Origin of the sequence: Anaerobutyricum soehngenii (genome assembly GCF_009697165.1) — a bacterium.
Classification (GTDB): Bacteria; Bacillota; Clostridia; order Lachnospirales; family Lachnospiraceae; genus Anaerobutyricum; species Anaerobutyricum soehngenii.
Window position 1 is genome coordinate 138,942 of the sequence record NZ_VULP01000004.1, and the last position, 17,057, is coordinate 155,998.

General features: G+C 37.1%; 12 protein-coding genes and 1 CRISPR repeat array. All 12 genes read left to right on the forward strand.

Translation table 11 applies throughout. From position 1 onward, the window contains the following. Window positions 1-121 precede the first annotated feature (121 nt). Window positions 122-1,450: a hemolysin family protein gene (locus FYJ25_RS03750; RefSeq protein ID WP_154580570.1), complete on the forward strand. Its 1,329-nt coding sequence runs from the start codon at window positions 122-124 to the stop codon at window positions 1,448-1,450. After that, on the forward strand, window positions 1,434-2,741 hold the full coding sequence (locus tag FYJ25_RS03755; protein WP_154580571.1) for a TrkH family potassium uptake protein: 1,308 nt from the start codon (window positions 1,434-1,436) through the stop codon (window positions 2,739-2,741). The genes FYJ25_RS03750 and FYJ25_RS03755 overlap by 17 nt, the downstream gene beginning before the upstream one ends. 16 nt (window positions 2,742-2,757) lie before the next feature. Further along, on the forward strand, window positions 2,758-3,420 hold the full coding sequence (locus FYJ25_RS03760; protein WP_021907680.1) for a potassium channel family protein: 663 nt from the start codon (window positions 2,758-2,760) through the stop codon (window positions 3,418-3,420). 154 nt (window positions 3,421-3,574) lie between these two features. After that, entirely contained in the window at window positions 3,575-4,051 is a 477-nt protein-coding gene (locus FYJ25_RS03765; protein WP_147607412.1) for a DUF1700 domain-containing protein, read from the forward strand. Window positions 4,052-4,079: 28 nt separating this feature from the next. Beyond that, window positions 4,080-5,261 (forward strand): M20 metallopeptidase family protein, encoded by a 1,182-nt coding sequence (locus tag FYJ25_RS03770; protein ID WP_154580572.1) that lies wholly within the window; start codon window positions 4,080-4,082, stop codon window positions 5,259-5,261. Between the two features lie 291 nt (window positions 5,262-5,552). After that, a complete protein-coding gene (cas3, locus tag FYJ25_RS03775) occupies window positions 5,553-7,772 on the forward strand; it encodes a CRISPR-associated helicase Cas3' (protein WP_154580573.1) in 2,220 nt (739 codons plus the stop codon). A 19-nt stretch (window positions 7,773-7,791) separates the two neighbouring features. Further along, a complete protein-coding gene (gene cas5c / locus FYJ25_RS03780) occupies window positions 7,792-8,520 on the forward strand; it encodes a type I-C CRISPR-associated protein Cas5c (RefSeq protein ID WP_154580574.1) in 729 nt (242 codons plus the stop codon). After that, entirely contained in the window at window positions 8,514-10,343 is a 1,830-nt protein-coding gene (cas8c, locus tag FYJ25_RS03785) for a type I-C CRISPR-associated protein Cas8c/Csd1 (RefSeq protein WP_154580575.1), read from the forward strand. The genes cas5c and cas8c overlap by 7 nt, the downstream gene beginning before the upstream one ends. 1 nt (window position 10,344) lies before the next feature. Next, the gene (gene cas7c / locus FYJ25_RS03790) at window positions 10,345-11,205 is read left to right on the forward strand and encodes a type I-C CRISPR-associated protein Cas7/Csd2 (RefSeq protein WP_096240535.1); all 861 of its coding nucleotides are present in this window, start codon (window positions 10,345-10,347) and stop codon (window positions 11,203-11,205) included. Continuing rightward, window positions 11,202-11,876 carry a CRISPR-associated protein Cas4 gene (cas4, locus tag FYJ25_RS03795; protein WP_154580576.1) on the forward strand — a complete coding sequence of 225 codons (675 nt, stop codon included), beginning with the start codon at window positions 11,202-11,204 and terminating at the stop codon, window positions 11,874-11,876. Before cas7c ends, cas4 begins: the two co-directional genes overlap by 4 nt. After that, window positions 11,873-12,895: a type I-C CRISPR-associated endonuclease Cas1c gene (gene cas1c / locus FYJ25_RS03800; RefSeq protein WP_154580577.1), complete on the forward strand. Its 1,023-nt coding sequence runs from the start codon at window positions 11,873-11,875 to the stop codon at window positions 12,893-12,895. Before cas4 ends, cas1c begins: the two co-directional genes overlap by 4 nt. Before the next feature lie 28 nt (window positions 12,896-12,923). Then, window positions 12,924-13,214, forward strand: coding sequence for a CRISPR-associated endonuclease Cas2 (gene cas2, locus FYJ25_RS03805; RefSeq protein ID WP_147607419.1), 291 nt, complete (start codon window positions 12,924-12,926; stop codon window positions 13,212-13,214). Between the two features lie 161 nt (window positions 13,215-13,375). Beyond that, window positions 13,376-16,748: direct repeats of the CRISPR family, unit length 33 nt; unit sequence GTCACATCCCACACGGGATGTGTGAGTAGAAAT. Window positions 16,749-17,057 lie beyond the last annotated feature (309 nt).

Genomic DNA, 17,057 nt, shown 5'->3' on the forward strand with positions numbered 1-17,057 from the left:
TGCTATAATAGGTTTTACTAATGTGCCCTTGGAATCTTCTTATAAATCTTTTTAATATAAGTAAGTGCAGGGAAGACTCTGAGAGTATATACTACATACATGGAGGATTTTTTTAGAAAAAATGGTTGGCATAATAGTATTACAGATTGTATTGATCATATTGAATGCGATTTTTTCAAGTGCAGAGATTTCGGTTATTTCTATGAATGAAACAAAGATAAAACAGATGGCAGAAGAAGGTGACCGACGGGCTGAGAAGGCTGTTCTGCTCCTTGAGAAGCCGGCAAAGTTTCTTGAGGCGATACAGGCAGCTGTAACATTCGCAGGATTGCTAAGCGGTGCTTTTGTGGCAGTGTATTTTGCAGAGCTTGCAAAAAGTGCAGTGATGGAAGTTTTTGCAGGAAAGATGATTGCTTCAGAACAGGTCATCTATGGGGTGTCGGTTATCGTAGTTACACTTATTCTTACGTATGTGAATCTGCTGTTTGGTGAGATATTGCCAAAAAGGGCAGCGATGAGTAAGTCCGAGGATGATGCCTTTAAAATGATAGGGATATTATTTCTTGTTGCGAAACTATTTGCACCGCTTGCGGGATTACTTCATATTTCTTCTAATATCTTTTTGCGGATGATCGGTATTAATCCGGAAGAAGAACAGGAAGTAGTTACAGAAGAGGAAATCCGCATGATGCTTGCAGAAGGAAAGGAGCAGGGTACGATTCAGAAGGAAGAGAGTAAAATGATCCAGAATGTATTTGAGTTCAATGATACGACAGCAGAGCAGGTCAGTACAAGACGACGAGATCTGGTTTGTTTAAATCTTGAGGACGATGCGCAGGAATGGGAGAAGACGATCAGAGAATGTCGTTTTTCACATTTTCCGATTATTGATTCAAATCAGGAAGACGTTGTAGGAATTCTTGATACGAAAGATTATTTTCGTTCAGAAGATAAGTCAAAGGAATACGTAATGAAGAATGCGGTGGATGATCCGTATTTTGTGCCGGAGAATATGAAGGCCAACATATTGTTTGCACATATGAAGAAGGTTAGGATTTATTTTGCAGTTGTACTTGATGAGTACGGAGGAATGAGTGGAATTGTAACCCTTCATGATCTGGTAGAAGCTTTAGTTGGTGAGTTAGAAGAGGAAGAGATGCCGGCAAAACCAGAAGATATTAAAAAAATCAAAGAAGATGTCTGGCGGATTCAGGGCTGTGCACAGCTTGACGAGGTATCGGAGGCTCTTGGTGTAGAGTTTCCGGAAGTGTTTGATACTTTTAGTGGTTTTGTGTGGGATGCAATCGGGAGAGTTCCGGCAGAAGGAGAGAAGTTTTCTCTGGAAGTGAATGATTTAAAGATAGATGTAAAAAATATTGAGAATCATATGGTGGACTATGCAATTGTGCGAAAAGTTAAGAAAAGAGGAAGCAATGAAGCGGATATTTGATTTGTTAAAAAAGCAAAGTCCAAGCAGGATTATTGCACTGGGTTTTGGCGCAGTAATCCTGACGGGAGCAATACTATTGATGATGCCTTTTTCTGTGAAAAAAGGAGTACATCTTTCTTTTCTTAATGCATTGTTTACCTCAACGAGCGCTGTTTGCGTTACCGGTCTTGTAGTAGTAGATACGGCAGACAGCTTTACTGCGATAGGGCAGATGGTTATTACTATGTTGATACAGATTGGTGGTCTGGGAATTGCTTCTGTCGGTGTCGGACTGATTATCGCAGCAGGTAAAAGAGTAAGCATTAAAAGCCGTCTGATGGTAAAAGAGGCATTAAATGTTGACACCTATGGCGGAATGGTGCGTCTGGTGCGGGTCGTTCTTGCGATTACCCTTGGATTTGAGGCAGTAGGAGCGCTTATCAGTTTTATTGTATTTAGGAAAGATTATTCGCCATTACATGCAATAGGGATAAGTATTTTTCATTCTATTGCTGCATTTAATAATGCTGGCTTTGATAATCTTGGAGGAATGCATAATCTGATTCCCTACAAAGATAATATTTTACTAAATATAACAACAGATATTTTAGTAATTGCCGGCGGTCTTGGATTTCTTGTTCTTGTAGATATTGTGAAGCAAAAACATTTTAAAAAACTTTGTCTGCATTCAAAGGTTGTTGTTTCTATGACAGCAGTACTTCTGCTTGGAGGTATGTTTATTTTAAAGGCAACAGAAAAAAATATCACATGGATGGGTGCATTTTTTCAGAGTATGACAACGAGAACAGCAGGATTTTCTACGTATGATATTGGAAATTTTTCAAAAGCAGGTTTATTTGCAATGTGTATTCTTATGTTCATCGGTGCCTCTCCGGGTTCAACGGGAGGTGGTGCAAAGACAACGACCATTTTTGCGATGATACAGGCTTTAAAATGTTTGGGAAGGAAAAAGTCTGCACATGCTTTCCGGCGCAGCATATCTGATGAGAATATTTCAAAGGCATTTATGATTACAGTATTATATGTCGGCATTTTATGCACTGCTACATTTTTGATATGTGTATTTGAGCCGGAATATGATTTTATACAGCTTATATTTGAAGTGACATCTGCATTCAGTACCGCAGGACTTTCTACAGGAATTACTCCGGAACTTGGCATAGCTGCAAGAATACTTCTTATTCTGTTAATGTTTACGGGACGTGTTGGTGCATTTACACTTCTTTCTGTATGGAGTAAAGATACTACACCGAATGCAAGATATTCTGAAGAAATGATTTCGATTGGATAGAAGAAAGGATATAAAGATGAAAAAGAAGCGTGGAACAGCTTATGGAGTGATTGGACTTGGACGTTTTGGAACAGCACTTGCTATCGCCCTTTCACAGGCAGGAAAAGAAGTAATCGCAGTTGATAGAAGTGAAGAAAAAATTAAAAATATCCGTCGTTATACAGATTATGCGTTTGTAGCAGAGAATCTGGGAATTGATGCGTTAAGGGAAATAGGAATCCAGAACTGCGATGTTGCAATTATCTGTATTGGAGAAAAAGTCGATGTCAGTATTTTAACAACAATGTCTGCACTAGAACTTGGAGTGCCGCATGTTATTGCCAAAGCGACAAGTGAAGAGCAGGGAGCAGTATTAAAGAAGCTTGGAGCAGAGGTAGTCTATCCGGAACGTGATATGGCACTTCGCCTTGGGAAAAAATTAATATCGGATAATTTCCTTGATTTTGTTTCTTTAAGTAACAATATAGAAATCCGTCAGATTCCAGTTGGGAAAAATCTGATCGGAAAAAGTGTGCAGGAATCAGAAATCCGTCGAAAGTATCAATTAAATATTATCGCTTTAGAAAATAATTCGGAAACGAATATTGAAATTATGCCGGATTATCGCTTTAAACATAATGATATTATTGTAGTAATTGGAAAAACCGAAAATATGGATAAATTCGAAGAAGAAAATTAGTCTGGATATTTTAAGAAGGATGTTTTAAAGTTAAAGAAGAATAGGTCATGCATTATATGACACACACCTCGCAGTAAGAATGCCTTGGTATTCTTGAACAAAGTATTTATGAAAAAGAACAAAAGTATCGAAAGCAAAAGAAAGGTAGAAAAGAATGACAAAAGAACAGTTTATGATGGAATTAGAACAGTCTCTGCAAGGAGAGGTATCTGCGTATGAATTGTCCGATTCTTTAACATATTACAGGCAGTATTTTGAGGACGAGATCCGTAATGGAAAAAGTGAGGAGGATGTGATCCGGGAGTTAGGAAGTCCACGTCTTATCGCACGTTCTATTATTGATGCTCATGGGAATGAGGGGGCCGCTTCCGGTAATTCAGGTTATGAAGATAGCGATTACAGGGAAGGCTCGTACAGTAATTATGGAAGTTCGTATGATTCTGAAAGAGGCGATATTGAAAGCAGCGGACAGCGGGGAAGCGGAACGCTGCAGAATGCTGGAAGAATGATCATGACAATCATTATATCAGCACTTATATTTTTTGTTGTGTTATTCTTGCTTCGAGCATTGTTACCAGTCGCAGTTGTAATTATTGCAATCGTGTTCATTGTTCGTTTGATTCGTGGATAGAGTAAGAGCATATAAAAAGGAGGCAATTATGATACGGGAAGAATTATTAGAGAAAGTATCCGGGAAGAGAGAAGAGTTCATTTCCTGGTATCATGAATTCCATCAGATACCGGAATTGGGTTTTGAGGAAGAAAAAACAACAGAATTAATCTGTGAGAAGCTTACTGCGATGGGAATTCATCCACTTCGTTTGGATCCAACAGGAGTAACCGCATATATTGGACCACATGATGCCTATACAGTAGCACTTAGAGCGGATATTGATGGTCTGAGAGTTTCAGAAGATACGGATCTGCCATTTCAGTCAAAACATCCGGGAAAGATGCATGCCTGTGGACACGATGGACATATTGCAGGGCTTTTAGGGGCAGCCTCCATATTAAAAGAGATGGAATCAGAACTTACAGTACGTGTCAAGCTGATTTTTCAGCCATCTGAAGAGAATACAAAAGGTGCAAAACATATTATTTCACAGGGAATCTTAGAAGATGTTGATGAGATATTTGGCCTGCATCTGTTTTCAGATATAAAGGCCGGCGAGATTTCGATAGAACCGGGAGCAAGAATGGCACAGACAGACCGTTTTTCTATTACTTTTATCGGCAAAGGCGGCCATGCAGCAAAACCACATCAATGTGTGGATGCTACGGTTATGGCAGCGGATTTTGTGATGAATATACAGACAATTGTAGCAAGAGAATTAGACCCGATCGAAGGAGCGGTTGTCACAGTCGGTTCCTTAAAATCAGGAACACAGTATAATATCATTTCAGGAAAGGCAGTATTAGAAGGGACTTGTCGAAGTTATTCTGAAATAGTAGCACAGCATCTACAGGATGCCATCCGAAGAAGAGCGGAAGCAGTCGCTGACAGCTACGGTGGGAATGTAAAGATTGCTTATGAGCAGGGTTCCCATCCACCGGTACTTAACGACGAAGCACTTTCCCGCCGGATCGCAGACGAAGCGGAGCAGCTATTAGAGAATAGAAAGCTGGTCCATATCGCACCATTGATGCTTGGAGAAGACTTCTCCTGGTACCAGAAAGAAGTTCCGGGCGTATTTGCTTTCGCAGGCTGTGGCACACCGGGAAGAAAGTGTTATCCGAATCATCATCCGAAGTTTGAAATCGAAGAATCTGCACTTGCTGATGGAGTACTGCTTCATTTGGCAGCGGTAGTTTCGGCGATGCATCGGGAGAAGGAAAAGTAGAGTATATAATTTTGGGATTGGATTTTCCAGTTTGTTAGTATAGAGTAAAGGATGTAATTTATAAAAAATGTATTTATAAATGGAAGTCATGCCATATAAGTATGTGAGTAGAAATTATTTAATTAAATATTATTTTAGAAAAAAGTTTCTTGCAGAAAAAATGTAAGAAACTTTTTTATTAAGATTATATGTAATATTTAATTAAATAAAGAAAAAGTTGAAAGAAAAAAATAAGTGTGCTATCATGAATGTACAAAAATAAATACAATATTGCTTTTGAGAGGGTATTATATGGAGAAAAAGTATATTGCGCATATTAATGAAGAATTAAAAACAGAACAAACAGTAAAGGAACATAGTGAAAATGTTGCGATGTTAGCAGAAGAATATGCTGTTGAAAGATTTAAGAAGATAGCATATGTAACAGGGTTATTACACGACTGTGGGAAGTATCAGGAATCTTTTCAAAAAAGAATATCAGGAAGTGATATACGGGTAGAACATTCAACTTGTGGAGCAATTATTGTAAAAGATATGTCGGAGAATAAATCCAGATATCCATTAGGGATTTTGTCAAGAATGATGGAATATTGTATAGCCGGGCATCATTCAGGAATACCAGATGGTGGAACTACAAATGATTATGAGACGGATCCGACATTAACTGGAAGATTAAAAAGGGAATTTGAAGATTTTTCTAGATATAAAGAAGAATTAGAAATACCGGAACTAGATGAGAAAGATTTTCTGCAATTTCTGTTATCAGATTGTGACAATAGTGAAGAGAAAGTACTAGATAAGATTGCGTTTTTGACAAGATATTTATTTTCATGTCTTGTGGATGCGGATTCAGAAGATACGGCGAATTTTTGTAGAGTTGGTGAAAGACCAAGAGAATTAAAAGGGGATTTTGGAGTAGCGTTAGATAATGTAAATCAAAGATTAGAAAGTTTTCAGGTTGAAACAGAGCTTCAAAAAGCCAGGGCATTGTTACAAAGCCAGGCATTTGAAAATGCAAAAACAACTGCGGAAATTTATCTATTGAATATGCCAACGGGAAGTGGAAAAACCTTGGCGAGTGTTAAGATTGCGTTAGAACGAGTGATTTTACAAAAGAAAAAAAGAATCATTTATGTAATACCTTATAATAGTATCATTGATCAGACTGCAGAAGTTTTTAATGAGCTGTTTCAAAATAATTTAGAGATATTAAGGCATCAATCTACATTTGATTATGAAAATATAGATGAAATGGATGAAGATTATAAAGAAGCGGCTAAGATAGCAATAGAAAACTGGGGGAATACGAAGTTTATTATTACTACAACGGTACAATTTTTTGAGTCAATTTATTCAAACAAGCGTGGAAAGTTACGCAAGATACATAATATGGCTGATAGTATTTTAATATTTGATGAAGCACATATGATGCCGGAGAAATATTTACAGCCATGTCTGCAGGCAGTTGCGTATATTACCAAATATTTGCAAAGTGAAGCGGTTTTTCTAACAGCAACAATGCCGGATTATTTAAGCTTGATAAGAAAATATGCAGTGACAGACAGTAAAATTATAAACTTAATTGAAGATAAGTCATTATTTAAAAAGTTTCAAAAATGTAATTATAATTATTTAGGAGAGATAGGAGAAAATGAATTGCTTGCCAAGAGTTCATTAAGTCCATCCTCATTAATCATCGTGAATACAAGAAAAGCAGCAAGGAAACTATATAAGAAGATTTCAGGGAAAAAGTATCATTTATCTACATATATGACAGCGTTAGACAGGGCAATCATATTAAAGAATATTAGAAAAGAATTAAAGTGCTTGGAAAAAGAATTCCCAGATTTTAAAAATGTACCGGAAGAGAGACAGATTACTATTGTTTCTACATCGTTAATAGAAGCTGGTGTAGATTTGGATGTGTACACAGTTTTCAGGGAATTAAAAGGACTGGATAATATTTTACAGGCAGGAGGACGATGCAATAGAGAGGGAAAAAGGGAAAAAGCAGATGTGTTTGTGTTTGAACTGCTTGATTCAAAAAAGAAGGCGATATCAGTAGAAATGGATATAACAAGAGATTTATTAAAAAAATATGATGATATTTCTGATTCGGCCTGTATAGAAGAGTATTATGAAAGAATTTTTTCGCTTAAGGAAGATAGTATATCTCAAAATACGATGCATTGTATTTGTGATAATTTTAGATATATTCCATTTAAGAAATATGCAGAGAATTTTGAATTGATTGATAGTAGAACAGTTTCTCTAGTAATTCCAAGAGATGAGAAAAGTAGACAGATGGTAGCAGATTTAAAGTATAAGCAAACAGTGAATGAGAGGAACTTACAGAATTATACCTGCTCTTTATATAAAAATGAGTTGGACGATTTAATAAAACAAAATGTGGTAGATGACTTTGGGACAGGCATTTATTGTCTTACTAATTTGGATTATTATGACGAAGAAATAGGCCTTTTATTTGAAGCAAGAGATTATCTTTTATAATGAAAGTGAGGGGAGAATAATGAGTTATGGATTTAAAGTATTAGTAGAGGGGGATTATGCCTGTTTTACCAGGCCGGAGCTTAAGGTTGAAAGGGTAAGCTATGATGTACCCACTCCAGGAGCTTTGGAAGGAATGCTAAAAAGCGTGTATTGGAAGCCTGCTGTTCGATATGTAATTGATAAGATTATTGTATTCCATCCAATTGATTTTATTAATATACGAAGAAATGAAGTAAAAGAAAAAGTGAAATTTAAAGCAGTTAAAAATCAAATGAAAGGGAAAGCGGAAAGTCCATGTATCTATACCTCGAAAATCAGGAGTCAGAGAGCCTCTATGGTATTAAAAAATGTGAAATATGGGATAGCGTTTCATTTTGAATTGACAGGTCTGAAAAATGAAGAGGAGCAGGATGCGGAAAAAAAGCACTATAATATTATTAAACGACGTTTAGAAAAGGGACAATGTTTTAGAACACCATGTTTAGGATGCAGTGAATTTCCGATAAAGAGTATTTCATTACTGGAGAAATTTGATGAGAATATGATCAGTGAAGAAATTATTGCAATGGGAGATGTTGATTTGGGGTTTATGAGTTATAAAGTACAGTTTGAAGATGGTGGAAAGCCGATTAATGGAGACTGGGATAATCCTAAATTTTCAGATAAAGCATCTACGCTTTACTATCGCCCACATATGATAAATGGGGTTATTGATGTAGAAAAATACAGGGAGGGACTTAAATGCTAATTCAGGCACTATGTGATTATTATGATATTTTATCGGCAGAAGGAAAAGTTCTTCCAGAAGGATATTCTAAAGTAAAGATTCATTACCTCATTTCTTTGACGGAAGAAGGAACGATAGATAATATAATAAATGTGCAGAGAGAAATTGCGGAATCTAAAAAAGGGAAGGTGGTAAAAAGACTAGTTCCTAAAGAAGTAAAAATGCCAGAAAGGACAGAAAAATCTGGAATTGAAGCAAATATTTCAGAACATAGACCTTTGTACATTTTTGGATTAAATAGAGATAAAAAAACAGGTGAATTATCTACGGAAGATAGGACAGGAAAGGCAAAAAAATCTCATAAAGCATTTGTAGAGAAAAATTTAGAATTTATCGAAGATTTAAAGTCTCCTATAATAGATGCCTATCGACAATTTCTATTAAATTGGAATCCAGAAGAGGAATTAGAAAATAAATTTCTGTTAGGGTTAGGAAAAGATTATGAGACCTCTGGGTTTTCCTTTGCTTTATCAGGAAAATCAGATACGACATTATTATACGAGGATATTGAGTTAAAGAAAAAATGGGATGCTGTATGTAAAACTGATAGAGAAATGGAAAACGAAAAAACATTTGCACAGTGTGCCATTACAGGAGAAGAAGAACCGATAGCAAGAATACATGGGAAAATAAAGGGAGTATATGGTGGCCTGGCAACAGGAAGCGTGTTGATTGGATTCAATAATAATTCAGAAAGCTCTTATGGAAATGAACAATCTTATAATAGTAATATTTCAGAAAAAGTTATGAAAAAGTATACGGAGGCTTTGAATGTTTTATTAAGCAGCAAACACAAAATATTGTTAGACGGTATGACGATTGTTTTCTGGGCTATGGATAAAGGAGAAGAATATGAAGATTTATTCCTAAAGATGCTTTCTCAAACAACAGATAAAATAAAAGCAAAAGAACTTTCCAATATACTTCAAAAACTTATGGGAGATGGACAAAAAGGAAAAGTGTTAAAAGAACATTTTTTAGAATTGGATAAAATAGATGAAAATGTAGATTTTTACATATTGGGATTGAAACCAAATTCTTCAAGGCTGTCTGTGAAATTTATTTTCAGAAAAAAATATGCAGATATATTATGGAACATTTCAAAATTTCAGCAGGAATTAAAAATAGTAGGTGGACTTGATATTGTGTCGATTCATCGTATTTACTTTGAATTGACTTCTCCGGAGTATAGAATGAAAGATGATAAAAATAATAAAATAAATCCGGCGTTATCGGCAAAAATATTTGAGTCTATTATTTATGGCACTCCTTATCCAAATGCTTTATTAGAGACAGTAGTTCGAAGAGTCAGAGTGGATAGTGGAAGTGAAAAGTTAAATGGTGTAAGAGCAGGAATGATAAAAGCATATATTAACAGAAATTATAAAAAGGAGGAATTAAAAATGGCATTGGATAAAGAAAATAAGGGGCAGGCATATTTGTCTGGAAGACTTTTTGCCGTCTTAGAAAAGTTGCAGCAGGAGGCACATCAAAATACCCTTAATCGAACGATTAAGGATTCTTATTTTTCATCAGCATCTGTAAATCCTCAAATGATTTTTCCAAAATTGCTTCGTTTAGGACAGGCACACTTGAAGAAAGTTTCATATCCTGCTTTTTATAATAAATTAATAGGTGAGATTATAGATTCGTTGAATGGAGGCTTTCCTAAACTGCTTTCATTAAAAGAACAGGGAGAATTTATAGTAGGATATTATCAGCAATATCAGAGCTTTTTTGAAAAAAATGAAAAGAATGCAAGTAAAGAAGAGGAGGAAAAATAATATGGCACTGAATAATAGATATGATTTTGTTATGATTTTTGATGTGGAGAATGGAAATCCTAATGGGGATCCAGATGCTGGAAATGCTCCTAGAATGGATGTAGAGTCGGGGTTGGGATATGTGACAGATGTATGCCTGAAGCGTAAGATAAGAAATTATGTGGAACTTGTAAAGGAGGGAGTTCCGGGATATAACATACTGATAAAACCAGACAAGCCATTAAATGAAAAATTTGCGGAAGCATATAGAACTGAAAATTTAGAAACTGGGAAAAAAGGAAAAAATGTAGATGATGTAAAAAAAGCAAGAGAATATATTTGCAAAAATTATTTTGATGTAAGAGCTTTTGGAGCGGTAATGTCAACGGGAGATGACCCTTGCGGAATAGTAAGAGGACCAGTGCAGATTAATTTTGCCAGAAGTATTTCTCCAATAAATGCATTAGATATTACTATTACCCGTCAGGCAAAAACATCTGAAGTGCGTAATCAAAAAAGTGGTGATACGGAGATGGGAAGAAAAAGTATTATTCCATATGCATTATACAGGGCAGAGGGTTATGTGTCAGCCGCTCTTGCTAATAAATCAACAGGATTGACAGAAGAGGATGTAGAGCTTTTATGGACATCAATTATAAATATGTTTGAAAATGATCATAGTGCTGCAAGAGGAAAAATGTGCATGAGAAAGTTGTATGTTTTTAAACATGATAATGTTCTGGGAAGTTGTCCATCTCATATTTTATTTGATAAGATAACAATTCAGGAAAAAGAGGGAAGGATTCCTCGGTCATTAGAAGATTATGTTATTCAGGTTGATAACAATATGCCGCAGGGAGTGGAGATGATAGAAAAATTATGAGTAGTGTAGAAATTGCAATTCGCTCTATCCAACATTATTTATACTGCCCACATCGATGGGGACTTTTGGAAATTGATAAAGCATGGGAAGAAAATATCTTTGTCACAAAAGCAAATTTGATGCATAAAAGAGTGCATGATCCAAAGAAAAATTATATTTCTAGAGGGAAAAAAGTTTTTACATCAGTTCCGATATATAATGATTTGGAACCCTATAATTTATATGGAATGACCGATTGTATGGAGTTGCACGAAAATAAAAACGGGATATCTATTAATGGAAGTAAGGAGAAGTATCAGATAGTTATTGTCGAATATAAACCGACAAAACCAAAAAATCAAGAATATCGGGAAGATGACTTAATGCAAGTATTTGCACAAAAGTTGTGTATAGATTTTGTATTTGGAGGTGATTGTAAAGGGGTTATTTATTATGGAGACGTGAAGAAAAGAGTTGCCTTACCTTTACAAGAACATTTTCAACAGTACGATGATTTTTTGAGAAAAACTTTAGAAGAAATGAGAGATTATTTAGAAGAAGGCGAAATCCCTCCTATTAGAAAAAATCAAAAGTGTAGTGGATGTTCAATGAAAGATTTATGTATGCCATCAATGAAAAAGATTAATGACGTTCGAAACGAGATAGAGAAAATTGAAAGGGCATCAATATGAGAAAACTTTTAAATACAGTTTATATATTGCAAGAACAGGCATATTTGACATTAGACGGAGAAAATCTGGTATGTAAAATAGATGGAGAAACAAAACTTCGTATTCCGTTCGAAAATGTAGAAAATATAGTTTGTTTCAATTATCTGGGTTGCTCTCCAGCATTAATGGGAAAGTGTGTTAGTAAAACAATACCTATTAACTTTATTTCACCGCAGGGGAAATTTTTGGCAAAGGTATGTGGTGAAACAAAAGGAAATGTTTTTCTGAGAGTACAGCAGATAGACAAGTTTAGAGCTGAAGGTTTATTATTAACACAAAATACTATGGCAGCAAAATTTAGTAATTGCAGACAGTTAATACGTAGAACATTGCATGATAATGCGGAGTTAAGAGAAGATGAAGATATACAGAAAGTATTAGAAGTTTTGAAGGAGGGAATTGATAAAGTTTATGAGGCGAAGTCCATTGAAGAGGTAGTGGGAATTGAAGGATTTTGTGCAAAAAATTATTTTTCCATATTTAACAAACTTATTACAAATAAAAAAGTTGATTTTGAATTTCAATTAAGAACGAAACATCCACCATTAGATCCAGTGAATGCATTATTATCCTTTGTTTATACATTAGCAACAAACGAAGTGGCGGCAGCATTAGAAACAGTTGGATTAGATAGCTATATAGGATATTGTCATACATTAAGAAGTGGGCGAACTTCATTAGCTTGTGATTTAGTGGAAGAAATAAGATGTATTGTGGAGAGATTTGTAATTACACTTCTGAATTTAAAAATAGTAGGAGAGAAAGATTTTGAACAAAAAATTTCTGGAGCTGTTTGGTTGAATGAAGAAGGGAGAAAAAAGGTTCTTTCTAAATGGCAGGAGAAAAAACGTTCTACAATGACACATCCATATTTGAAACAGAAAATTCCTCGTGGTTTGTTGCCATATGTACAAAGTAATTTGTTGGCGAAGTATGTGCGAGGAGAAATAAGTACATATCCTTCATTTTTGCTTAAGTAATATATTAAAAACGAGGAAGTGAATAATAATGATGGTTTTGATAAGTTATGATGTAAGTACGACATCACCGGCGGGGAAAAAACGGTTACGAAAAGTTGCAAAAGAATGTCAGAATCATGCCCAGAGAGTTCAAAATTCTGTTTTTGAGGCAGATTTAGATTATTCTTCATTTTTAAAATTAAAAGAAAAACTCATGGATTTAATAGATAAGGAAGAGGATAGTCTTCGATTTTATTATTTGGGGAATAATTGGGAGAGAAGAGTAGAACATATAGGTGCAAAGAAGACATATAATCCAGAAGGGGTTATAATCATTTGATTTTTAAATGAAACAGGCGAACTACTGGTGATTAAAAAAATCTAGGAGGTTCGCTTGAAAAAAATCCGTTTTAACGGTAAAATTAATATAATTCTAAATGAATTATAGGTCCATCCTGTAATATATGGGAATAATGTGATTGAAATATACTATATATAGCGGTCACATCCCACACGGGATGTGTGAGTAGAAATTATAGTCGCTACTCTTGCTTCTAATGCCTCCAGATGTCACATCCCACACGGGATGTGTGAGTAGAAATTAACTCTGGCAGTTCAACTTCGCCAGATACTCCGTCACATCCCACACGGGATGTGTGAGTAGAAATCATCACGATCGAGGCGAATAGAGCATGATAGAGAGTCACATCCCACACGGGATGTGTGAGTAGAAATCTGATATAATCATCAGGGCGGCCCCTCCGAGCATTGTCACATCCCACACGGGATGTGTGAGTAGAAATTTGTCCGCCTATGGGACAGTCAGGCGCCAGTTTTGTCACATCCCACACGGGATGTGTGAGTAGAAATCACGGTATCAGATGCCACTGCCATTGCAGTTATGTCACATCCCACACGGGATGTGTGAGTAGAAATCAAATGTATTATAATCACGCGTATGACAGTGCCGTCACATCCCACACGGGATGTGTGAGTAGAAATTTGATTATAAAAATATGGAGCTGATAGCATATGGTCACATCCCACACGGGATGTGTGAGTAGAAATGTATGCATGAACAATTAGCTGATTACTTTTGTGTCACATCCCACACGGGATGTGTGAGTAGAAATGTATGCATGAACAATTAGCTGATTACTTTTGTGTCACATCCCACACGGGATGTGTGAGTAGAAATTACAATATAGGCGGCATATCCACAAGCTGTATAAGTCACATCCCACACGGGATGTGTGAGTAGAAATCTTTGCTATCTCTACCAATTCTTGCGGCTTTCCGGTCACATCCCACACGGGATGTGTGAGTAGAAATTTTGTTTCCTGTCTCATTATATTTCTCAATGCATTGTCACATCCCACACGGGATGTGTGAGTAGAAATTGATGTAAGAATATCAAAAAGATAAAACAAAAAGGTCACATCCCACACGGGATGTGTGAGTAGAAATTCAATCCCAAGACAAAGTTCTGTTCCAGAGAATGTCACATCCCACACGGGATGTGTGAGTAGAAATTACAAGGTACTTTCTGACCGTTTATTTTGACCTGTCACATCCCACACGGGATGTGTGAGTAGAAATTTATATCGTAAACAATAAAAATTTAATCCGGTTCCGTCACATCCCACACGGGATGTGTGAGTAGAAATTTACCACTGTGCCTATCTCTCTAGCATTTTTATAGTCACATCCCACACGGGATGTGTGAGTAGAAATTTCCAACAATTTAAAATCCACGATTGGTTTATAAGTCACATCCCACACGGGATGTGTGAGTAGAAATATTTTAAGTGTCCGAAATGCAGTAGAGAATACACCGTCACATCCCACACGGGATGTGTGAGTAGAAATAGACAGCCTGGCAGAGGAATACATCAGGATTCCGTCACATCCCACACGGGATGTGTGAGTAGAAATTCTTCGCCGCTGAAACCACTGCTCCTACTCCACCGTCACATCCCACACGGGATGTGTGAGTAGAAATCTTTGATACCGTTCGCAACACTCTTAGCCGCCCGTCACATCCCACACGGGATGTGTGAGTAGAAATGCTCTGAAAGCGTCAAAAGAAGTTATTGACGGTGTCACATCCCACACGGGATGTGTGAGTAGAAATAATGCTGGCATTATCGCATCAACCTTCGAGCCAGAGTCACATCCCACACGGGATGTGTGAGTAGAAATCTATTCGCCCTGAAATCGGTTTGCCTGAAACCAGTCACATCCCACACGGGATGTGTGAGTAGAAATTCAAAAATGAAGTGAATGAAAGCTTAAATGCCTGTCACATCCCACACGGGATGTGTGAGTAGAAATTTATAACGATGCAAAAATGCAGGTAAAAGAGACCGTCACATCCCACACGGGATGTGTGAGTAGAAATTGCCGGGGGAGGTGGGGCAAGCGTGGGGATTGAGTCACATCCCACACGGGATGTGTGAGTAGAAATACTCGCCACAGGCTATGGAGACCACGAAGACCGTAGTCACATCCCACACGGGATGTGTGAGTAGAAATCCGGACAAGGTTAGAGCTATTCTAGGACTGGACAGTCACATCCCACACGGGATGTGTGAGTAGAAATTCGTTCTTCCTGCCTTCGTACCTCTGGGGCGGGTGTCACATCCCACACGGGATGTGTGAGTAGAAATGATCAACTAAATCGACTAAAACAACAGCAGGCACCGTCACATCCCACACGGGATGTGTGAGTAGAAATTCGAGAAGGTCTGGAAATAATGCTCAAACATATCCGTCACATCCCACACGGGATGTGTGAGTAGAAATTAGAAAATGGTAGCGGTTCTTGCGGTTCAATCGCGTCACATCCCACACGGGATGTGTGAGTAGAAATTTGATACTGGTCAAGGTGGTGGGCGAGGGCATCATGTCACATCCCACACGGGATGTGTGAGTAGAAATTTTACAATACATTTTCGGGTACTATCCGTGGTGCGTCACATCCCACACGGGATGTGTGAGTAGAAATTACAGCATATTACGAAGTACCGAAAGATGCAAAGGTCACATCCCACACGGGATGTGTGAGTAGAAATATAAACGGTTTAATTTCTAGTGTTACTCAAAATTGTCACATCCCACACGGGATGTGTGAGTAGAAATATTGACCATCATGTCAGTAGCGTTGATTATCTGGTCACATCCCACACGGGATGTGTGAGTAGAAATTAATAACGCAAACAATACAAGAGACATCATTGACGTCACATCCCACACGGGATGTGTGAGTAGAAATTAAACCACCTGTCAAGGCGTGTGAAGAGTATTAGTCACATCCCACACGGGATGTGTGAGTAGAAATTTAAATAAAAATGTTGATTTATTTTCACACTTGGTCACATCCCACACGGGATGTGTGAGTAGAAATTGGCAAATACAACTATAGGAGCTTAGAGGACATCTAGTCACATCCCACACGGGATGTGTGAGTAGAAATCATTAACTTAATAGTTAATAAAATAGTTTCTACGTCACATCCCACACGGGATGTGTGAGTAGAAATTACAAGTCGCAATTCAAATTCTAGGAATCTGTAGTCACATCCCACACGGGATGTGTGAGTAGAAATAAAAAATATTGCAAAGAGCATGAATATTGCGAAGTCACATCCCACACGGGATGTGTGAGTAGAAATTCTATCATCAACGGAAAACACTGATAACCAATTAAGTCACATCCCACACGGGATGTGTGAGTAGAAATTTTTGGGGCAGGCATTGCCGATGCTGACACAATGTCACATCCCACACGGGATGTGTGAGTAGAAATTTTAACAAAGGCTGTTCAAAACGTAACAAAATGGGTCACATCCCACACGGGATGTGTGAGTAGAAATCTTTTGCGTTATTGAACCAATCATTTGTTAAGCGTCACATCCTGTTATTGACCTCTTAAAATAGCGTAATAATGATTAGCTTGCGTGTCTCTGGATTGTTCTGTATACTGTCATTAGTTTACAGAAAGAAAAAAGTCTCAGAGCACCTTCCCTGGAAAGTCGTGTACTCTGAGACCTGGTCGCTAAAACCATGGTTATTATATCAGACTATACGTTAACCCTCAAGGGGAATTCAGGTGTTTTTTGTTGAGAGCAGTGTGACCAGCCATATATGTCCCAGATGTCAGGGGATTCTTGCCTACCGGGATT